The sequence below is a fragment of the Nitrincola schmidtii genome (assembly GCF_008973715.1).
Classification (GTDB): domain Bacteria; phylum Pseudomonadota; class Gammaproteobacteria; order Pseudomonadales; family Balneatricaceae; genus Nitrincola; species Nitrincola schmidtii.
In genome coordinates this window covers 19,810-40,918 of sequence record NZ_WBOL01000008.1, presented here as the reverse complement: position 1 = coordinate 40,918, position 21,109 = coordinate 19,810, and the positions used below count along the sequence as shown (strand labels likewise).

Sequence of the window (21,109 nt, the reverse complement as noted above, 5' to 3'; positions counted from 1 at the left end):
ATTCCTAGAAAGCTGCGTTTAGAGAGCCGATGCAAGATAACTTACCTAACCAACTTATTGAAGGGGCGACTGATGTCGCCCCTTATCGTTATGCAGCTGCTGTTGAGTATGCGGGTGCAGCCTATCACGGATGGCAAAAGCAGATTCATGATGCTGTGCCATGTATTCAAGCAAAGGTTGAAGATGCTTTAGCCAAGATTGCGAATCACCCGATTGCAGTGATCTGTGCTGGTAGAACCGATGCGGGTGTCAGTGCCTGCCGTCAGATTATTCATTTTGATAGCTATGTCGAGCGCCCAGAGCGCGCTTGGGTGATGGGCAGTAATACTCATCTACCAGATGATATTGCGCTGTTATGGGTTAAACCGATTTCACAGGATTTTCACGCACGTTTTTCAGCGCTTTCCAGACGTTACCGCTATCTAATCTATTCTGCTGAAGTTAAGCCTGCTATTTTAACTAAAGGTGTTACTTGGACTTGGAAGCAGCTTAACGTTGAGCGCATGCAGCAAGCAGCTGATTTTTTAGTCGGTGAGCACGATTTTACTTCTTATCGAGCGGTAGGTTGCCAAGCAAAAAATCCCGTCAGGCGGGTAGAGTTTTTGAAAGTGCAGCGACAAGGCTCTTTAATTGTTATCGACATTAAAGCGAATGCTTTTCTTCATCACATGGTGCGTAATATCGCCGGTGTGTTAATGAAAATTGGTGCTGGAGAGGCGGACATAGATTGGTCAAAAATAGTCTTGGATGCGCGTGATAGAAAAGAGGGTGGGGTTACAGCACCTCCTTTTGGCTTATATTTTGTTGATGTGGATTATCCTGAAGAGTTTTCGTTGCCTACTTCGGTTGAAGGGCCTTTTTTCCTGCCACACTCTGACTGACTCTGACCTCATGCTCTGCTATCATAGCGGCTTAAATTTGTTTTGGAGCCTTGATGCGAACTCGGGTTAAAATTTGCGGTATTACTCGCTTGGAAGATGCGCTTTATGCGGCTAAGTGCGGAGCTGATTCGCTAGGATTTGTATTTTATCCACCGAGTCCTCGACATATTGACCGCGAAAACGCGGCACACATTATTGCTAAGGTACCTGCGTTTGTGACAACCACTGCTCTGTTCGTCGATGCAGACCGTACAGAAATAAACAGTGTTATATCCACCACTAGGATCGATCTGTTACAGTTTCATGGCGATGAAGATTCAACTTTCTGTGAAAGCTTTAATCGCCCCTATATCAAAGCATTACGTGTACGTGAAGGTATGGATATCTTGTCTGAAGCTGCAGCCTTTCAATCAGCGCGTGCTATCCTCCTTGACGCTTATGTAAAAGGTGTACCCGGAGGTACGGGTTCCAGTTTTGACTGGCACTTAATTCCTAAGGCGCTCAGTTCACGTTTAGTGTTAGCTGGTGGATTAGATGCTGAGAATGTAGCAACAGCAATTCAGCAAACACAAGCGTTTGCGGTTGATGTGAGTGGTGGTGTAGAAGCTGCAAAGGGCATCAAGGATGCTGAGAAAATTAGACGCTTTATTAATGAGGTGAACCGTGTCAATTGAAACTGAGCAGACTGCTAAGCAGACTTACCCCGATGCACGTGGACATTTTGGCCCTTATGGTGGTCGCTTTGTCTCGGAAACCCTAATTGGCGCATTAGAAGAACTGGAAGCTGTTTATGAACAGCTGTCAAAAGATCCAGACTTTCAAGCAGAGTTTGATAGAGACTTGGCACACTATGTAGGCCGTCCTTCACCTTTGTATCATGCAGAACGCTTATCTGCGAAAGTGGGTGGAGCACAAATTTATCTAAAACGAGAAGACCTTAACCATACCGGTGCTCATAAGGTTAATAACACCATTGGACAGGCTCTGTTAGCAAAATTCATGGGCAAGCCCAGAGTGATTGCAGAAACTGGGGCCGGCCAGCATGGAGTTGCTTCAGCTACAGTAGCGGCTCGACTTGGGTTGGAATGTAAAGTTTACATGGGTGCAGAAGACGTTAAGCGTCAAGCTCTTAACGTTTATCGAATGCGCTTATTGGGTGCAGAAGTCATTCCGGTCACCTCTGGTACCAAAACGTTAAAAGATGCCATGAACGAGGCGATGCGTGATTGGGTTACTAACGTAGACAACACTTTCTACATTATCGGTACCGCAGCAGGTCCACATCCATACCCTAAGTTAGTTCGTGACTTCCAGTGTGTAATCGGTCGTGAAACCCGTGTGCAAAGTATGACCCAGATAGGTCGTCTTCCTGATGCGGTGATTGCTTGCGTTGGTGGCGGTTCTAATGCCATCGGTATGTTCCATCCCTTTATTGATGATACCAGTGTTCGTATGATCGGTGTTGAAGCGGGCGGTCACGGTTTGGCAACGGGTCAGCATGCGGCTCCATTAAGCGATGGTCGTCCAGGTGTGTTACATGGAATGCGTACTTACTTGATGGAAGATGATGCTGGGCAAATTTTACCGACACACTCTGTTTCAGCAGGTTTGGATTATCCAGGTGTTGGCCCTGAGCATTCATGGTTAAAAGATTTGGGTCGTGCAGAATATGTTGCTATTGATGATCATGAAGCACTCGATGCATTTCGCACTCTGACCCAAGTTGAGGGTATAATGCCTGCACTTGAATCTAGTCATGCCATCGCCTACGCCATGAAGATGGCAAAAGAGTTGCCGAAAGACAAAGTCTTGGTCGTAAACCTATCCGGTCGTGGCGACAAAGACATTCATACGGTCGCTGATCTTGATGGTATTACTTTCTAAAACGGAACCTGAAAACTGATGAGTCGATTAAAAACACGCTTTGATGCACTTTCTCAGTCAAAGCGTAAAGCACTAATTCCGTATGTGACTGCGGGTGATCCTAACCCGCAGGTAACACTTCCACTCATGCATGCTTTAGTCTCTGCCGGAGCTGATGTCATTGAGTTAGGGGTTCCTTTCTCTGATCCTATGGCGGATGGCCCAGTTATTCAGTTGGCTTGTGAAAGAGCGCTGATGCATCATGTGCGCTTATTAGACGTGATTGCCATGGTGGCTGAATTCCGAAAAACTGATAACGAAACACCTGTGGTATTAATGGGTTACTTGAACCCGATTGAAGCCATAGGTTACGAGCGTTTTGCAGATGCTGCCTTAGCTGCAGGCGTTGATGGAGTGCTTACGGTTGATTTGCCGCCTGAAGAAGCTGTTGAAACCAGTCAGCTGTTTCGCGATAGAGGATTAGATACTATCTATTTGATGTCTCCAGCGACTTCATCTGCGCGTCTTAAACAGATATGTGAATATGGTAGCGGATACCTTTATTATGTTTCTGTTAAAGGTGTTACCGGTTCTGCTGCGCTGAATGTTGGTGAAGTTGCTGATAAAATAAACCAAGTTCGTGCCATGACGAATTTACCTCTGGCAGTTGGCTTTGGTATTCGAGATCCGCAATCTGCTAGAGCCATTGCCGATGTGGCCGATGGTGTCATCGTCGGAAGCGTGTTGGTTAATCGAATTGCTGAATTAGCTGAGTCACCGGACTTAATTCCAGAACAAGTTGGGCAGTTGATCGCGGATATGCGATCTGCAATGGATGCCTGAAAACCAATTTTAAAGCGGAAATGTGATTAACGATGAGTAGCTGGCTGGATAAAATTGTTCCTTCTCTAGTAAAGCGCACTGAACGTAAGCGCAGTAATGTGCCTGAAGGTCTTTGGGAAAAGTGTCCCAAGTGTGAGGCCGTACTTTACAAGCCTGAGTTGGATAAAAACCTAAACGTGTGTCCTAAATGTGATCATCACATGAGGATTGGTGCGCGTCGTCGTTTAGATCTGTTTCTTGATAAAGACAATCGACAAGAGATTGGCGCGGATGTGCTTCCGGTTGATCGTTTGAAGTTCCGAGACTCCAAGAAATATAAAGACCGTTTGATTGCTGCTGAAAAAGAAACCGGAGAAACCGATGCTTTAATAGCGATGAAAGGAACCCTAGAGGGAACACCAATCGTAGCCGTGGCTTTCGAATTCCGTTTTATGGGCGGCTCAATGGGAGCGGTTGTGGGTGAGCGTTTTGTCCGTGCTGCTCATATAGCGCTTGAACAGAAGATTCCATTGGTGTGCTTTTCAGCTTCTGGCGGAGCGCGCATGCAAGAAGCACTCTTCTCGCTGATGCAGATGGCAAAAACCAGTGCAGCGTTAGAAAAAATGCGTCAAGCTGGCGTGCCTTACATATCGGTGCTTACCGATCCTGTTTATGGTGGTGTATCTGCCAGTCTTGCAATGCTGGGTGACCTGAACATTGCAGAACCTAATGCGTTGATTGGTTTTGCAGGCCCTCGTGTAATTGAGCAAACCGTGCGTGAAAAATTACCTGAAGGCTTTCAGCGTAGCGAATTCCTGCTGGAACATGGTCAAGTCGATATGATCATAGATCGAGCTGAAATGCGCAGTAAAATTGCGTCGTTGCTCAGTAAGCTAACCGGTGTTTCTACAGCGTGCCTGATTCCATCAGGTGATCAAGTAGAAAGTGTCGTGCAAGAGCAATAATAGGCTACCGAGCGTGTCACCAAAACAACTCAATGAAACATCTCCACTAGCCGCATGGCTTGAGGAGATCGAAGCCTGCCACCCAGCTGAGATAGAGTTGGGACTTGACCGTATGCGACAGGTAGCAGAACGCTTGCCTCTGAATCTTGAACAAAGCGTCAAGATTATTGTTGGTGGAACCAATGGTAAGGGAACCAGTGTTCGGCTGCTTGAATCGATTCTACTTGAAGCTGGCTACCGAGTTGGAACTTACACATCTCCTCATTTTGTTCATTACAACGAGCGCATCTCTCTATCAGGTAGGCCTGTTGATGATGCGTTAATCTGTGCTGCTTTTACACAAATCGAAGCACAGCGAGACAATATCCCTTTAACTTATTTCGAATTTGGTACCTTGGCTGCGCTGTTAATCTTCGCCGAGCAGAAACCGGATTTTTTACTCCTAGAAGTGGGATTAGGTGGGCGATTAGATTCTGTTAATTTAGTCGATGGGGATGTGTCATTAGTTACTACGATTGCCCTGGATCATACCGATTGGTTAGGTCCCGATAGAGAATCTATTGGCTTTGAAAAGGCAGGGATCTTTAGATCAACTCGTCCGGCGGTCTGTGGGGATCCTTTGCCACCACACACTCTGATCGAACATGCCAACAAGATAGGATGCTCACTGTTTTGTCAGGGTCAGCAGTTCAGTTATGCTCAGTTAGATAGCGATACATGGCGATGGCAGGGTGTTAATCAGGCTGGTCAAACTGTTTCTCTTTCTGATTTACCCTTGCCAAGATTGCCCTTGCAAAATGCATCATCGGTGTTGCAAGTGCTACAGTTGATTCCTGCTTCACTATCTGCACAGCAGATAAATCAAGGGCTACTAAAAGCACAATTAATGGGCAGAATGCAACCTGCGACCTTATCAGGCTTTCCTTGTATACTCGATGTGGCGCATAATCCAGAGTCAGCTGCCTATTTAGCTAACTATTTAGCCAATCTTCTGCTAACCCATCCGGAGCAAAAAAATCATTTAGTGCTAGGTATGCTAGCAGATAAAGATATGGCTCAAGTCTGTGAATTGTTGCTGCCTGTGGTAGAGCATTGGCATCTAGTTACACTGCATACACCAAGAGGCGCCAATTCTTCTCAGTTAAAAGCAATACTTGATTCGCTTGGCGTACCCCCATCTTCAGTGGCAGAATATGACCATGTTAAGATTGCATTATCGCAATTACCTCAATTAATGAATCCCGCTGATCGTATTGTCATAGCAGGTTCTTTTTTTACAGTCACAGATGCGTTATCTATAGTCGAGAGAGTGGATGGAGAACAAGGTTAATCTCAAACAGCGTTTAACCGGTGCATTGATATTGCTCCTCATAGGTGTGGCGTTTTTTCCTTTAATATTTAATTCAGCAGGTTATGAGGAGCGTCAGCTTGAAACCCGTGTTCCGGTGGCTCCGACCGTTGTTCAGGTAGTTCAAACAGAACGTCCAGCTCCTGTTGTGATTGAGCCTACACCGGTCGCTGTGGTGACTGAAACTCCTGTTGTTTCGGCACCTATGAGTGAAATTACCGATGCCTTGGATGCTCTTCGACCGAGTTTAAATCCTGTTGAAGATGCTCCTGCATTAGACGCGGATCAAGTTCCCGCAGCTTGGGCACTGCAATTGGCAAGTTTTAGACAAGAAGCGAATGCGCGTGAACTAAGAACGCGACTGATCAATTCAGGCTATCGTGTCTACATTCGTCATGGTGAAGATGTGGTGCGAGTATTCGTAGGCCCAGAGATGCAGCGTAGCCGTTTAGAAGAACTTAAGGTGTCCCTCCAGCAGGAGTATGGATTGGAAGGGATGATCGTGCGTTTTACCACGCAATAGTCAATTGATGAAGAAATCGTAGATGATGAATTGGGCTGATTGGGTCATATTGGGAATTGTGCTCATCTCTTCCTTAATGAGTTTACGTCGTGGCTTTGTTCGCGAGGCGATCTCTTTGGCAACTTGGGTTGCTGCTTTCGTCATAGGTAGGCTTTTCTATGAAGTCCTTGCTGATATCATAGCGGGATATTTTGATGCAGCACCCTCTGTTCATCAGCTAGTCGCTTTTTTGATTCTATTTGTAGCGACCTTGATCGTGGGTAACTTAATAGGATCATTATTTGCGTCACTGATAAAATTGACGGGATTATCTGCTACTGATCGAGTTCTTGGCGTGGGCTTTGGAGCGTTACGTGGAGGTCTGGTTGTCGTGATTATGCTGGTATTGCTTAAAATGACACCGGCGATAGAGGATCCTTGGTGGCTCGAATCGCAGTTAATTCCTCACTTTTTGGTGATGGAAACTTGGTCAAGAGATATGGCTAGAGATATCGGACAGATGATCTGGCAAATAGGTGGTTAAGTTAAAAAGGTTACATCGGTTAAGAATAAAACCGATTGAAAGCTAAATGCAGGTACGCTTTTCAAATTATCAACTTAGAGGTTGAATGCATGTGCGGTATAGTGGGCATCTTTGCCAGAAGCAACGTTAATCAAACACTTTTTGACGCGTTAACGGTGCTTCAGCACCGCGGCCAAGATGCAGCGGGCATTGTCACCTGTCAAGGTAATCGCTTTTTCATGCGAAAAGACAATGGACTGGTCAACGAGGTTTTTCGTACGCGTCACATGAGACGATTAATGGGTAACTTAGGAATAGGTCACGTACGTTATCCGACAGCAGGCAGTTCCTCTTCGGCAGAGGCCCAACCTTTCTATGTTAACTCTCCTTACGGTATCGCTTTAGCGCATAATGGTAATTTAACCAATGCAGAGCAGTTAGCCGATGAGATCTTTAGAGCAGATTTACGTCATGTAAACACCACCTCTGATTCCGAGGTGTTACTGAACGTATTTGCGCATGAACTTCAGCATTTAGGTAAGTTGAATCCAACCCCTGAAGACATTTTCGCTGCTGTTTCCAAAGTCCATCAGCGCTGTCAGGGTGGTTATGCCGTTGTTGCAATCATCACTGGATATGGAGTCTTAGCGTTTCGAGATCCTTTCGGTATACGTCCGTTGGTCTATGGTAAGCGAGAGGTTAATGGTCAGACTGAATACATGGTTGCCTCTGAAAGCGTCGCCCTAGATACCTCGGGTTTTGAGCGCGTGCGAGATATAGTGCCAGGAGAAGCGATCTTTATTGATAGTGAAGGTGGGCTGCATTTGAAGCAGTGTACTGAAAAGCAAACCTTGGCTCCTTGTTTGTTCGAATATGTTTATCTGGCAAGACCTGATTCGATCATTGATGGTGTCTCGGTTCACTCATCAAGAATGCTGATGGGTGTTCGTTTGGCAGAAAAAATTCTGAAAGAACGTCCCAATCATGATATCGATGTGGTGATCCCGATACCGGATACCAGTCGGACTTCGGCACTGGAGTTAGCTCACACCTTGGGTGTGACTTTCCGAGAAGGGTTTATAAAAAATCGTTATATTGGCAGAACCTTCATCATGCCGGGGCAAACACTGCGAAAAAAATCAGTTCGTCAGAAACTGAACCCTATCGCAAGTGAATTTAAAGACAAGGTTGTACTGCTGGTCGATGACTCTATTGTACGTGGCACTACTTCAAAACAAATTGTTGAAATGGCTCGTGATGCCGGAGCGCGTAAAGTCTATTTTGCTTCGGCAGCCCCTGAAGTTCGTTTCCCTAATGTGTATGGTATTGATATGCCGTCGGCAACCGAACTTGTCGCGCATGGCAGAACTGCGGAAGAAGTGGGTGAATATATCGGTTGTGATTGGATGGTTTATCAAGATCTAGATGACTTGAAGTCCTGCGTCACTGAATTAAACAACGACATTACTGCTTTTGATACCTGCGTATTTGATGGGCAGTATGTTACCGGTACGGTGGATCGTGATTATTTAGATCGACTCGAAACTAAGCGCAATGATGACGCTAAAAAACCGGTAGAAAATGCTGATACAGAGATTGATAGTGATACCTCTGCTGATCTGCACACACGAATTGAGTAAGGAGTGATTGATGAGCCAAGGTTTTGAGCGAGATGAACGTATCCAATTTAGTCGAGATGACTGTGAACTGGATACCTTGGCTGTGCGAGCAGGTCAACATCGAACCGCAGAAGGGGAACATGGTGATGCGATATTCACTACCTCTAGCTTTGTGTTTTCCAGTGCTCGTGAAGCGGCTGCTCGTTTTAGTGGTGAAGAGGAAGGTAATATCTATTCTCGCTTCACCAATCCAACGGTGCGTGCGTTTGAAAAGCGTATTGCTGCGATGGAAGGTGGTGAGCGCGCAGTAGCAACTTCATCAGGTATGTCAGCCATCTTAAGCTTGGGTCTGGCATTGATGAGAACAGGCGATCATGTGGTGTGTTCGCGAAGTGTGTTCGGTTCTACGGTGTCTCTGTTTGATCGTTATTTTAGTCGTGCTGGGATCAGTACGACCTTTGTCGATCCTACTGATTTATCAGCATGGGAAGCAGCGATTCGTCCTGAAACGAAAATGCTGTTTTTAGAAACGCCCTCTAACCCTCTGGCAGAATTGACCGATATAGCCGCAGTTGCAGAGATTGCGCATGCTAAAGGTGCGTTACTAGTGGTGGATAACTGCTTCTTAACGCCTGCGTTACAGCGTCCATTGATGCTCGGTGCGGATATCGTTATGCACTCGGCTACCAAGTATTTGGATGGGCAAGGGCGTTGTGTCGGTGGTGTATTAGTGGGTCGTGATGCTGAAATGGAAGAAGTATTCGGTTTTATTCGTACCGGTGGAAGTTGTATGAGTCCCTTCAATGCCTGGGTTTTCCTCAAAGGCTTAGAAACACTGCCCATTCGTATGCGTGCCCAAAGTGAAAGTGCCTTGATACTAGCGAAATGGTTACAGCAGCAAACAGGGATTAAAAAGGTCTATTACTCTGGGTTAGAAGATCATCCTCAACATGCGTTAGCGTGTCGCCAACAAAAAGGGTTTGGTGGTGTGTTGGCCTTTGAGGTTGATGGAGACCGGGACGCTGCTTGGCGTTTTATAGATGCCACCGAAGTGGTCTCTATCACGGGTAACTTAGGTGATGTTAAAACGACCATCACCCATCCCGATACCACGACGCATGGTCGTATGACCGCTGAAGAGAAAGCTAAAGCCGGTATTCGTCCTAACTTGATTCGTCTATCCGTTGGATTAGAGTCAGTCAGCGACCTGCAAGCGGATTTACAACGCGGCCTGTCGGCACTCTAATTTGTCTATAGTTATCTGCTAATTCATGGCTAAACTCTATCTAGCACCAATGGAAGGGGTGCTAGATTATACACTCAGAGAAATACTCACCAGTTTGGTGGGGATTGATCAATGCGTGACTGAGTTTATTCGTGTTTCAGATAGACTCTTACCTCGATCTGTTTTTTATCGTTTAGCGCCCGAGCTTTATCAAGGTGGAGTCACCCGTTCGGGTGTCCCTGTCTATTTACAACTCCTGGGCAGTGATCCTGCTTTGTTAGCCGAAAATGCTGCTCGTGCAGCAGAGTTAGGTGCACCTGGAATCGATCTTAATTTTGGCTGTCCTGCAAAAACGGTTAACAAAAGTCGTGGTGGGGCAGTGTTATTAAAAGAGCCTGATCTGCTCCATGATATTGTTTATGCTGTTCGTAAGGCCGTTCCCGCCCATATTCCGGTAACCGCGAAAATGCGCTTGGGTTTTTTGGATAAATCGCTGGCAATTGAGAATGCACAAGCCATTGAATCAGCAGGGGCAGGCTGTTTAACGGTTCATGCTCGCACTAAGTTAGAAGGCTATAAACCACCGGCACACTGGGAGTGGATCGCTAAGATTCGAGAAGCGGTGGATCTTCAAGTGATAGCCAATGGTGAGGTGTGGAATCGTGACGATTATCTGCGTTGTCAAACCGTGTCAGGTTGCCAAGATGTGATGCTAGGTCGTGGTATGTTGAGTAATCCTTTCTTGGCAGAGAGTCTGGTAACCGGTGATGAATCGATCACTCAAGCGCAACGCTGGCAACGCTTGTTGCCGATGTTAGAGAAATATCTGACGCAAGTGACTGAGGACTTATCAGAACGTCATGTTCATGGACGACTAAAGCAATGGCTAAATATGCTAAGGTGGCATTTTCCTCAGGCTGAGTTATTGTTTGCAGAGATTCGATCAGAACGTGATCCTGCTGTTATCTTGGCTAAATTAAAACAACAGCAGGTTATTAGACAGGCGTTAAACGAATAGCGACTATCATTAAAGCGGCTTACTCCATCGGTCCTTGACGTTGTTGTTGCAGTTGTTGCTGTTCGCGCCAGGCTTCGTAAAGCTCTTCATCGGTGGGCTGAGTAATGGCAGAGTACCAAACCGGTGCCGTACCCAATAGAAAACCAGCGACCGCTAAAGCAATACCCAATTTTTTATAGTTGGGCTTAATTGATAAGCCAAATAACACTATGCCAATACCTAAAAAATGCAGTACATAGGTGCTGAAAGAAGACATTGTCATATTGGTTTCCTTAAAGGTTCTTTAGAAGTGTCTTAGCTACGCTCGCGAGACTTCATGAAGTCTTCTACATCGTTGGTAATCTGAACATCTGTCGTCGGTACCGGAATTTTAAAATCATGTACCTGCTGCCACTCAGATGACTCAGGCGTACGCTCCCAAACAGTTCCTGCGTTGTACTGGACTAACTCCGTCAATGCAGGGTCTAGGTTACATACTTTGTCTAGAGAGATAGGCAAAAGGTTCAACTGTTCGTTGGCAAGAAACTCGTCGGTTTCATAGCCAGTGAACATTCTCCAGCCGGTATCATTTAGATGTTCAGGAACCGTCTTGTAAATAAAGCGTATCGGTAACTTCTCATCGAACACTAATCGCGAGACTAGTGCTAAAAAGCCGTTTTTAGTTTGTGCTTTTTCATAACCGGGTTCAGGGGCGGTATCTGGATTGAGTGGCTTCATAAGATCCTCATCAAAATTATGGGCTTATTGTAGCAGTCAGAGATATTTTGAAACAGTCTCTATCGGTAAATACAAAAAAGCCCCAGCGTTAGCTGAGGCTTTTTGGCTCGAACTATAATCGATTAAGCACTAGCAGTAGGGATTACTGTAGAGGCTTTGTCGACGTATTTTTGCATTTGATCGAAGTTCAGGTAGCGATAGATTTCGCCAGCCATGCTGTCGATCTTGTTAGCGTAAGCCATGTACTCTTCAACCGTTGGTAACTTACCTTCTAATGCTGCTACCGCTGCTAGTTCAGCAGAAGCCAAGTATACATTAGCACCATTACCTAAACGGTTAGGGAAGTTACGTGTTGAGGTAGATACGACAGTCGCTTTGTCTGCAACACGTGCTTGGTTACCCATGCACAGTGAGCAGCCTGGCATTTCCATACGAGCGCCTGCTTTACCGAAGATGCCGTAGAAGCCTTCTTCAGTAAGCTGTGCTTGGTCCATTTTCGTTGGTGGAGAGATCCACATGCGAGTTGGAATGGTTTTGCCAGCCGCTTCAAGTAATTTACCTGCTGCACGGAAATGACCAATGTTGGTCATACATGAACCGATAAATACTTCGTCGATCTTATCGCCAGCGACTTCAGACAGTGGACGTGCATCATCTGGATCATTGGGAGCACATAGGATAGGCTCATTGATTTCAGACATATCGATTTCGATAACCGTGTGGTATTCAGCATCTTTATCAGCACGCATCAGACTTGGGTTAGCTAACCACTCTTCCATGCCTTTGATACGGCGCTCGATGGTACGAACATCGCCGTAACCTTCAGAAAGCATCCACTTCAACATGACGATGTTAGAGCGTAAGTACTCAGCCACTGACTCTTCAGACAGGTTGATGGTACAACCCGCTGCTGAACGCTCAGCAGATGCATCAGACAGTTCGAACGCTTGTTCTACCGTCAGATCTTCAAGACCTTCAATCTCAAGGATACGACCAGAGAAAACGTTTTTCTTACCTGCTTTAGCAACCGTCAAGTGACCTGATTTGATTGCATAGTAAGGAATCGCATGAACGAGGTCACGTAGAGTGATCCCTGCATTACGCTTACCTTTAAAGCGAACCAGAACAGATTCAGGCATATCCAGAGGCATAACACCAGTAGCGGCTGCGAAAGCAACCAGACCAGAACCCGCTGGGAAAGAGATGCCTAGTGGGAAACGAGTGTGAGAATCACCACCCGTACCGACAGTGTCAGGAAGCAACATACGGTTCAACCAAGAGTGGATGATACCGTCACCAGGACGCAGAGCAACACCGCCACGGTTCATGATGAAATCAGGAAGCGTGTGGTGAGTGTTAACATCAACAGGTTTTGGATAAGCAGCCGTGTGACAGAAAGACTGCATCACTAGATCGGCTGAGAAGCCCAAGCAAGCAAGATCTTTTAGTTCGTCACGCGTCATAGGTCCAGTGGTGTCCTGAGAACCGACGGTAGTCATCTTAGGTTCACAAGAGGTGCCTGGACGAACGCCTGCAACGCCACATGCTTTACCAACCATTTTCTGAGCTAGCGTGAAGCCCGCATTAGAAGCGCTTGGTTGTTCAGGTGTTCGGAATAGGTCAACAGCAGGTAGACCCAGTGCTTCACGTGCTTTTTGAGTCAGACCACGACCGATGATCAAAGGAATACGACCACCTGCACGAACTTCATCTAGCAGCATTTGCGTTTTCAGTTCAAAGCGGCACAGCTCTTCACCCGTTTCATGGTTTTTAGCAACGCCTTCGTATGGGTAGATATCAACCACATCACCCATGTTCATTTTTTCTACATCCATTTCGATCGGCAGAGCGCCAGCATCTTCCATAGTGTTGTAGAAAATTGGAGCAATCTTGCCACCGAAGCAGAAACCACCTGCACGCTTGTTAGGAATATTCGGCATATCATCACCGAAGAACCACAATACAGAGTTAGTTGCTGATTTACGTGAAGAACCGGTTCCAACAACATCGCCAACATAAGCGACAGGGAAGCCCTTAGCTTTGACAGCTTCGATTTGCTTTAAAGGACCGGTAACGCCGTGTTCTTCTGGCTCGATACCTTCACGTTCCATTTTCAACATCGCATTGGCATGCAAAGGAATATCAGGACGTGACCAAGCATCAGGAGCAGGAGACAGGTCATCAGTGTTAGTTTCACCAGGAACTTTGAAAACGGTTACGGTGATTTTTTCTGGAACTTCAGGCTTAGAGGTAAACCATTCACCTGCTGCCCAAGATTCCATGACTTGTTTAGCGAAAGCGTTTCCTTTCTCAGCTTTTTCTTGAACATCATGGAAAGCGTCAAACATTAAAAGCGTGTGTGAAAGCGCTTTTACAGCAATAGCAGCGAGCTTTTCATTATCTAGAGCGCTGATCAGTGGCTGGATGTTGTAACCACCTAGCATAGTACCCAAAAGTTCAACTGCTTTTTCTGGGCTAACTAGTGGAGAGGTTGCTTCGCCTTTAGCGACAGCATCCAGAAAACCTGCTTTTACATAAGCAGCTTGGTCCACACCGGCAGGAACACGGTTGCTTAACAGATCCAGAAGGTACTCTTCCTCACCAGCGGGTGGGTTTTTTAGCAGTTCAACCAGAGCTGAAGTCTGCTCAGGATCCAGCGGCTTAGGTGGGATGCCTTCTAAGGCACGTTCTTCTACATGTTTACGGTAAGCTTCAAGCACGATATAGCCCTCATCTGTTGTCACTGCCGAACATCGGTTAGTTTCAGCCGATGTCGTCTCGAATTTATTATCGAATGGTGATTGGCGGAATGAATTTTACCGGATAGGGGTCTTAAAGTTAAGTTTTGTCGACAATCTGAAGCTTATACTTTGTGTCAACACAGAGGTTTTTAAGGGTTTTTAAACGTTTTTTAGCTCAACATATTGACGCCAATCAAGTAAACGTTGATCTCTGATTGCAAGCCTTTATACCCCTGAGTATAAATGCCGCAACGCGTTGTTATATCAATGAGGCAGTAAATATGAATGCGCTGACAATCTATGCATCGACTCCAGATAAATTTGCTGAAAAACTTCAGATCTGTTTTGAGTTACAGAAAAGCCGTTCTTTGATTTGTGAAAACGCAGACGTTGAATTGGGATTAAATTATACCTCTCGATATGTTAGCGCAGTTCCCAAACAGCTGCGAACACATATCCGTCGCATCTACTTTGCCATACGTCGAGGCGAGACAACTCGTTTGACTGGGGCAATAGTTGATCTATTTCTGGTGTTAAAAGGGAAAGGAAAGGCTTTGGTTAATCGTGTTATTGACCAAGCTGAGCCATTGCTGGATAAAAAAACCTTGTCTGATTTGCGTAAGTTTGCAGATACCTCAGATTTTCGATTTATCACGCACTTGCCATTACAGTATTCGGTATTGGTGAATGGCAGTTTATCCATCTCTCCTCAATGCTTTAATCCCGCTCAGTTTGAAGAACGAGTATAAGGACTGGCTTGTGGCAATTCATCAGAAAGATACGATTGGTTTGATTGGCTTCAGTTCTTCTGAACAAACCATGCTTGAGCTTTTTTTTAATGGACGTCAGCAGAAATTATTTACCTTAACACCAGCAGATAAAGCTTCGTCTCTGTTAGTTGATCTATCTACTGCTACAGGAGAGATGAAATACCTAAAGCATCAGCGTCTTAATCCATCCAGTAGCAGTCTTCCGGGAATTGCATTGACTAATGGTGATGATGCTCCTGAAGGTTACTTAAGACTAAAGCGTCCCTTAACCTTGAGTGCGTTATCAGATGTTTTAGAAGAGTTAAGTAAACTGTTACTGGAACCCAGTAATCAATCTGCCCAGCCAGCAGTAGATCGACAAACAGTATTCGCTGAATGGCAAGCACGTAAGCAAGCGGGCGTTGAGGCGATGCAAAAATGGAATCAAGGCAAAAGGCTTCACGATGAAAGCAAGAAGATCTTTCCTTTAGATAGGCATGGTGTTCAAGAAGTGATCTCTAAAGCACATTTAGTGATGGCTCATCGTCGTAATGAAGTGACGCCCACTGACCCTGCTATCGCAGTGGTCAGTTCTGATAAGGATTCAACTGCAGCTGTTCATGCTGGAGCGCCTGAGGTAACCATAAAAGCAGAACAAAAAACTGAAAAGTTAAAAACTGTTGCAGGTGTTTTAGGAAATAACAAAGTACAGAAAGTGGCAGTACAGCAAGAGACTCAGTCAAAAGATCAAAAGTCTAAGTCTACAGAAAACTCTGCTGATGTCCGTTTACATGATTATTGCGGTCATTTACCCGATCAAGACTTAAGCGATCCATCGGGTTTACGTCGAGTTAGATTTAACCTTGAGCGCTGCTTGCTTCCTTGGGTTGAACAGGCTGTAAAGGTTGGGCGTCAATCTCAGCAGTCGCAACAAGTGCTTGGTCTGCCTGGTGTTCTCATTTATCTACCCAGTTTAGATAGTTTCTTTTGTGATTTAGATGAAGATCTACTGCTGCATATGGCTCGAGCCAAATTCAGCTTAGGTGAATTATCGTTAACTGCCATAGAGATTTCTGAAGCAGTTATAAATGAAACATCACGGCATATTGTCGCAGACAAATTAGTGTGGAAGCTGGCATTGCTGACTTCACGGGGTCGTATTTCTGAATCAGTCGATTTGAACAAACCATTACAGCTGATTCGGAAGCCTGACTTCAACTATTTCGAAACCATACCTCATGCAAGGACGTTATCAGAACTTTGGTATAGCAAAAGGCTGAGCCCTATACAGATGCTTTCTGAATCCTCCTTACCTCAGAGAAATGTGTTCACCTTTTTAGTGGCAGCATATGCTGTTGGATATTTTAACCCCTAACAGTGACGGTCTGCGTCTCATCTGGATGGAAATCGGAGTTCAATTGTGAATCAAGACCAGAAAGAAGTAACAGAGTTTTTTCAGGTGACGCCCAGTGGCTCTTACTACGCTACGTTAAGTCCAGAAATGGATCAACGTCGTGCGTTATTACTGCAATTATTAAGTGCAGATACCCATGTGCCCTATTTTCCTGCTGTGCTCAGAAAACTGACAGGTCAGGAAGATAAAGAGGCGCAGGAGTTACTTAGTTGGCTAACCGATAAAGGCTTTTTACAACTGACCAGTAATCCTGAACCTGTCCCTACCGGTTCGATTGAACAGTTACTCCCAGAGTATTTGCCTCAATTGGCAGAAGGTCGTGTTTTGTTAGCAGATCAGCAAGGCTTTTGTTTGGGGCAATTCGGTTATGCCGATGAAGAAGCGGAGGCTATAGCAGCACTTTCTGCAGACATCGTATTGATGCATGAAAGACATCATCGTCTTTTAAAGGATCATCTTGGCTTTAATAGTGTTTCTTGGGGGTTGCTAGATGCAGCAGGCCACAGTGAACTGGGATTTTGGACCCTACATGTAGGGCATCAAAAATTCTTGTTGGTGTTAGAAGGAATGCCAACATTGAATAGACAGTCTTTTGTTGATCTACTTTCGGTGCTAATGCGCCGTTATCTAGATTATTAAAAAATAGTGAAGAAAACTTAATTACGATATTTATGCTAACAGCGTAAAGGAGATAACGATGCGCTCAGAAATGCTTACTTCTATTCTAAATGATTTGAACAGTACTTCGGCTGAGATTGAAGCATCTGCGGTGATTTCTACGGATGGTTTGATGATTGATTCACTTCTACCGGCATCCATGGATGAAGACAGTGTAGGTGCCATGAGTGCTGCAATGTTGTCTTTAGGGGAGCGAACTGCTCAGGAATTGGCTCGTGGCGAACTCGAGCAAGTGCTGGTTAAGGGTAAATCTGGCTACATTCTAATGACTCATGCTAACAAAGATTCAGTACTCACTGTGGTTGCAAAAACCAACGCACGATTAGGCTTAATCTTCTTAGATGTGAAGCGTGCTGCAGAAGCAATTGGCAAGATCCTGTGAGTTACAGATTAGCGCCTCTATCAGAGGCGTATAGCTGTTTGCTGGGAGAGTAGTATGTCAGAAGAAAAAAATGACAACCTAAGAGAAGAGCTTATCCGCTACTATGATGGTGCGGAGAGAGTTGCAAAAATTGTGGATGAGGAAGTGCCTTATCCCGATGGTAAATTGATCGTATCTCGAACGGACGTTAAAGGTTTTATTACCCATGTTAATCAGGCCTTCGTAGATATGTCAGGTTATACCCGAGAAGAGTTGATTGGTGCCAATCACAACATTCTTCGTCATCCAGATATGCCCGCAATTGCCTTCAAAGGCTTATGGGATACGGTAGAAAAGGGTGAAAAGTGGCAGGGCTTTGTTAAAAATTTACGTAAAGATGGTACCTATTATTGGGTAAAGGCAACAGTTATTCCGAATATTCGGAATGGTCAGCTTTTAGGATATACCTCAGTTAGACGTAAACCTTCTCGTAGCAAGATTCGCGAAAGCGAAGCGTTGTACGCCACACTGATGTGATTGGAGCCAAATCATGCCTTTAAATCTTACCGTAAGTCCTGACTTTGCCCCTGATCACATTTCAGGATGGTTCTACTTTAATACCTATTTGCAACGCAAGCTGGGCATCCCTATTCATCTTGAGTTGTATGATAGTTTCGCAAAACAGCGAGAAGACATACGTAATGGTAAAGTCGATCTTATTTACGCGAACCCTTATGATGCCTCTATGTTGGTTCGAGAGATGGGGTTTAAAGCCTTAACAAGACCGATGCAGAAAACGGATGAGACAGTCATCGCTGTTTCAGCTCAATCCTCAGTAAATTCAGTTGAGGAGCTTCAACCCGGTGCTATTTTAGCGACCACGGATGATCCTGATGTTCATACAATGGGCATGATTATGTTGGAGCCAGCAGACTTAGATGAAAGTAATATCCAACTAAAAACACTCAAAAATTATGTGTTGGTTGCTAAAAGTTTGCTAAAAGGAGAAGCCGATGTTGGTTTCTTCTTAAAGCAAGGTTATGACGAACTTTCAACACTGATCCGTAGTGAAATGAAAGTATTGGTCAGTAGCCAGATCGGTGTGATTCATCATGTTTTATTGGCTGGGCCCGCATTTGCACAGTATCAAGAAGCGTTAACTTCTGCACTTCTTACCATGTCAGAAGATCCCAAAGGACGCAGTGTTCTGCAAAATATGGGATTGGTTGGTTGGGAAGAGATGAGCGAAGAAGACAGTGAGTTTATGATTGATCTGATCGATACACTTATTGATTAGTGCAAACAGCTAAACGCTATCAGTATCGACTCTTGTTGATGCTGATCTTGTCAAACATCTATCGTGGCAATGAAGGGAGAAAAGAAGAAACACCTTCATTGCTACTGTAAAAACCTGTTGTTGATGATGTATCCTTACAGATTCATTCATTAGCATCCTGGTCTTAATGGCTGCTATTGCAAATCCCCTCGCTTTGATCTGGTTAATGAGATTGCATGGATACTGAACAGGTTAAAATACACGTTTTTGAGTTAGCGGATGAATCTCTGCTAGCCGGTCATTTTCCTCAGGTAGAAGAGTTGGCAGAAAAGTTAGACTATCCGGCTGACGATATAGGTAGTTTCTTAGTTCAATGGCGCAGTGAGTTGTCACAACGCGTTATGTTTACCGATCGTGATTTAAGAATGCCCGGTATGCCTGATACACTTGCTCAATCCTTTGTGCGTATTTGGCATCAAGCGGTGCAAGAAGCTCATTCTAAAGTAGGGCTGACTCGTCAGCGAGCCGATATTGGTGCCGAAGTAGAAAAACGCAGCAGTGATGAAGCATTACAAAAATCTCAGCACCTTCAACAAGAAATGGAAGCTAGATATCGCGAACAGACGCTCAAGCTTGAAGAGAGTCTGGAGCAAATTAAAGGATTAAATGCCGAGATTACCGTTTTAAAAACAAATCTATCCAGTGAAACCAATACGCGTAAAAAAGAAGAAACAGCCCGTATTTCTCTTGATCATGAGTTAGCACAACTTAGAAAAGCGCATGAAGATGCTCGTCGAATGTTTGATCAGCGTATCAAAGATGAACAGCGTCATATGCTGGAAACCTTGGCTAAAGAAGAAGTCGATACACGCTATTATCGTAATGCTCTTGAGAAGGCGAGAGAAGAAGCAGGTCGAAAAGAATCTGAGCTAACCCGAGAGATTCATGACTTGCAAGCACGCATTGCACGTAAAGACGTCAAGATTGAAACTCTAAAGTCTCAGGTTAAAAGCCAAGAAGCTGAATTACTGAAAATGCGTCAAGATAATGCGCTAATGCAGCGTGATCTAACTAAGCTGAACAGCCAGTTGTTAGGTGAGTTGAATAAAACTAAGCGACTTGAGGCCAAGGTCAAAGAACAGCAAGAAGAGATGCGTCGCAGTAACCAGAAAAATATTACCTACACTAATGAAGCGGCGAAACGTGATAACTTACTGCGCGCACAATTGATGGAAAAAGAAGAGTTACTGGTTCGTGCAGAGGCAAAAATAAGTTCTTTAGAGAAACGTTTGATTCAAAATGATGAAGAGATAAGGCGTTTAAACTCTAGACTTTAATCATATTGGCGACAAAAGGTGTTTTTTGTTATTCTCTGAAGTTATATCAAAATAAATTTCTATAATCGGGTAACGGCAAATGAAACTTCAGCAGCTTAGATACATCTGGGAAGTCGCCAAACATGATCTTAATGTGTCGGCAACCGCACAAAGTTTATATACCTCTCAACCAGGTATTAGTAAGCAAGTACGCTTGTTAGAAGATGAGCTAGGTGTTGAAGTTTTTGCCCGCAGTGGTAAGCACTTAACTCGGGTAACACCTGCAGGCGCCGCTATTTTGCAGATTGCTGGTGAGATACTGCAAAAAGTTGACAGTATTCGCCAAGTAGCCCAAGAATTTAGTGATGAGCGCAAAGGTAGCTTGAGTCTAGCGACTACCCATACACAAGCGCGTTATGCCTTGCCACCGACTATTCATGAATTTATCAAAATGTACCCTGACGTATCCCTGCATATGCAGCAGGGAACGCCCATGCAAATTTCTGAAATGGCTGCCGATGGCGAAGTCGATTTTGCAATTGCCACAGAAGCACTAGCGAACTTTCCTGATTTGATTATGATGCCTTGCTATCATTGGAATCGTTCAATTGTCGTTCCCAAAGATCATCCCTTAGCCCAGGTGAGTGAACTGACACTTGAGGAACTTGCTAAGCATCCAATCGTGACCTACGTATTCGGTTTTACTGGGCGTTCTAAGTTAGATGAAGCGTTTATTCAAAAAGGATTAGAACCCAAGGTTGTTTTTACCGCGGTAGACTCGGATGTTATTAAAACCTATGTTCGTTTAGGGCTGGGGGTTGGAATTATAGCTTCCATGGCGGTAGAACCCTCGGTTGATCATGATTTAGTGGCGATCGATGCATCGCATCTTTTTGAGGCGAGTACGACTCGAATAGGTTTCAGAAAAGGAACCTATTTGCGCAGTTACATGTATGACTTTATTCGTCTATTTGCTCCACACTTGACCCCTGAATTGGTTGAGCGTGTTCAAGCCTGTGCGAATAGGCATGAAGTGGATGAATTGTTTAAAGATACTGTACTGCCAGAGCATTAATTTAAACTTAACTTTT

At 44.8% G+C, this 21,109-nt stretch carries 22 protein-coding genes; 19 read left to right on the top strand and 3 right to left on the bottom strand.

Annotation, left to right across the window (positions count from 1 at the left end):
• Positions 1–29: 29 nt before the first annotated feature.
• The 11 genes from truA (at position 30) to F7R24_RS08380 (ending at position 10,766) form a co-directional block, all read left to right on the top strand.
• Positions 30–881, top strand: coding sequence for a tRNA pseudouridine(38-40) synthase TruA (gene truA, locus F7R24_RS08430; protein WP_151670811.1), 852 nt, complete (start codon positions 30–32; stop codon positions 879–881).
• A gap of 53 nt (positions 882–934) precedes the next feature.
• Positions 935–1,555 carry a phosphoribosylanthranilate isomerase gene (locus F7R24_RS08425; protein WP_240776052.1) on the top strand — a complete coding sequence of 207 codons (621 nt, stop codon included), beginning with the start codon at positions 935–937 and terminating at the stop codon, positions 1,553–1,555.
• Entirely contained in the window at positions 1,545–2,765 is a 1,221-nt protein-coding gene (gene trpB, locus F7R24_RS08420) for a tryptophan synthase subunit beta (RefSeq protein ID WP_240776051.1), read from the top strand. Before F7R24_RS08425 ends, trpB begins: the two co-directional genes overlap by 11 nt.
• Before the next feature lie 18 nt (positions 2,766–2,783).
• Positions 2,784–3,587: a tryptophan synthase subunit alpha gene (gene trpA, locus F7R24_RS08415; RefSeq protein ID WP_151670809.1), complete on the top strand. Its 804-nt coding sequence runs from the start codon at positions 2,784–2,786 to the stop codon at positions 3,585–3,587.
• 32 nt (positions 3,588–3,619) lie between these two features.
• Entirely contained in the window at positions 3,620–4,531 is a 912-nt protein-coding gene (gene accD, locus F7R24_RS08410; RefSeq protein ID WP_151670808.1) for an acetyl-CoA carboxylase, carboxyltransferase subunit beta, read from the top strand.
• 13 nt (positions 4,532–4,544) lie between these two features.
• A complete protein-coding gene (gene folC, locus F7R24_RS08405; RefSeq protein WP_151670807.1) occupies positions 4,545–5,861 on the top strand; it encodes a bifunctional tetrahydrofolate synthase/dihydrofolate synthase in 1,317 nt (438 codons plus the stop codon).
• Positions 5,845–6,402 carry an SPOR domain-containing protein gene (locus F7R24_RS08400; RefSeq protein WP_151670806.1) on the top strand — a complete coding sequence of 186 codons (558 nt, stop codon included), beginning with the start codon at positions 5,845–5,847 and terminating at the stop codon, positions 6,400–6,402. Before folC ends, F7R24_RS08400 begins: the two co-directional genes overlap by 17 nt.
• 22 nt (positions 6,403–6,424) lie before the next feature.
• Positions 6,425–6,925, top strand: coding sequence for a CvpA family protein (locus F7R24_RS08395; protein WP_338087102.1), 501 nt, complete (start codon positions 6,425–6,427; stop codon positions 6,923–6,925).
• Between the two features lie 89 nt (positions 6,926–7,014).
• Positions 7,015–8,544 (top strand): amidophosphoribosyltransferase, encoded by a 1,530-nt coding sequence (gene purF, locus F7R24_RS08390; RefSeq protein WP_151670805.1) that lies wholly within the window; start codon positions 7,015–7,017, stop codon positions 8,542–8,544.
• Between the two features lie 10 nt (positions 8,545–8,554).
• Positions 8,555–9,769 carry an O-succinylhomoserine sulfhydrylase gene (locus F7R24_RS08385; RefSeq protein WP_151670804.1) on the top strand — a complete coding sequence of 405 codons (1,215 nt, stop codon included), beginning with the start codon at positions 8,555–8,557 and terminating at the stop codon, positions 9,767–9,769.
• Between the two features lie 25 nt (positions 9,770–9,794).
• Positions 9,795–10,766 (top strand): tRNA dihydrouridine synthase, encoded by a 972-nt coding sequence (locus tag F7R24_RS08380; RefSeq protein ID WP_206057507.1) that lies wholly within the window; start codon positions 9,795–9,797, stop codon positions 10,764–10,766.
• Between the two features lie 19 nt (positions 10,767–10,785).
• Here the strand turns inward: F7R24_RS08380 and F7R24_RS08375 are convergent, their stop codons facing one another.
• From F7R24_RS08375 to acnB, 3 genes are all read right to left on the bottom strand, one after another.
• Entirely contained in the window at positions 10,786–11,028 is a 243-nt protein-coding gene (locus F7R24_RS08375; RefSeq protein ID WP_151670803.1) for a hypothetical protein, read from the bottom strand.
• Positions 11,029–11,060: 32 nt separating this feature from the next.
• Positions 11,061–11,483 carry a DUF2185 domain-containing protein gene (locus F7R24_RS08370; RefSeq protein ID WP_151670802.1) on the bottom strand — a complete coding sequence of 141 codons (423 nt, stop codon included), beginning with the start codon at positions 11,481–11,483 and terminating at the stop codon, positions 11,061–11,063.
• Between the two features lie 122 nt (positions 11,484–11,605).
• Positions 11,606–14,203 carry a bifunctional aconitate hydratase 2/2-methylisocitrate dehydratase gene (acnB, locus tag F7R24_RS08365; protein WP_151670918.1) on the bottom strand — a complete coding sequence of 866 codons (2,598 nt, stop codon included), beginning with the start codon at positions 14,201–14,203 and terminating at the stop codon, positions 11,606–11,608.
• 302 nt (positions 14,204–14,505) lie between these two features.
• Here acnB and F7R24_RS08360 point away from each other — a divergent pair, with 302 nt between their 5' ends.
• From F7R24_RS08360 to cysB, 8 genes are all read left to right on the top strand, one after another.
• Positions 14,506–14,973 carry a hypothetical protein gene (locus F7R24_RS08360; protein WP_151670801.1) on the top strand — a complete coding sequence of 156 codons (468 nt, stop codon included), beginning with the start codon at positions 14,506–14,508 and terminating at the stop codon, positions 14,971–14,973.
• 10 nt (positions 14,974–14,983) lie between these two features.
• Positions 14,984–16,348 (top strand): hypothetical protein, encoded by a 1,365-nt coding sequence (locus F7R24_RS08355; RefSeq protein ID WP_151670800.1) that lies wholly within the window; start codon positions 14,984–14,986, stop codon positions 16,346–16,348.
• A 45-nt stretch (positions 16,349–16,393) separates the two neighbouring features.
• Complete coding sequence (locus F7R24_RS08350; RefSeq protein WP_240776049.1) at positions 16,394–17,026, top strand: hypothetical protein; 633 nt, start codon at positions 16,394–16,396, stop codon at positions 17,024–17,026.
• Between the two features lie 58 nt (positions 17,027–17,084).
• Positions 17,085–17,447 (top strand): roadblock/LC7 domain-containing protein, encoded by a 363-nt coding sequence (locus F7R24_RS08345; protein WP_036550016.1) that lies wholly within the window; start codon positions 17,085–17,087, stop codon positions 17,445–17,447.
• Between the two features lie 54 nt (positions 17,448–17,501).
• The gene (locus tag F7R24_RS08340) at positions 17,502–17,963 is read left to right on the top strand and encodes a PAS domain-containing protein (protein WP_151670799.1); all 462 of its coding nucleotides are present in this window, start codon (positions 17,502–17,504) and stop codon (positions 17,961–17,963) included.
• Between the two features lie 13 nt (positions 17,964–17,976).
• Complete coding sequence (locus F7R24_RS08335; protein WP_151670798.1) at positions 17,977–18,723, top strand: phosphate/phosphite/phosphonate ABC transporter substrate-binding protein; 747 nt, start codon at positions 17,977–17,979, stop codon at positions 18,721–18,723.
• A gap of 215 nt (positions 18,724–18,938) precedes the next feature.
• Positions 18,939–20,039 (top strand): DNA-binding protein, encoded by a 1,101-nt coding sequence (locus tag F7R24_RS08330; RefSeq protein ID WP_151670797.1) that lies wholly within the window; start codon positions 18,939–18,941, stop codon positions 20,037–20,039.
• Between the two features lie 79 nt (positions 20,040–20,118).
• Positions 20,119–21,093, top strand: a complete 975-nt coding sequence (cysB, locus tag F7R24_RS08325) for an HTH-type transcriptional regulator CysB (RefSeq protein ID WP_151670796.1) — start codon at positions 20,119–20,121, stop codon at positions 21,091–21,093.
• Positions 21,094–21,109 lie beyond the last annotated feature (16 nt).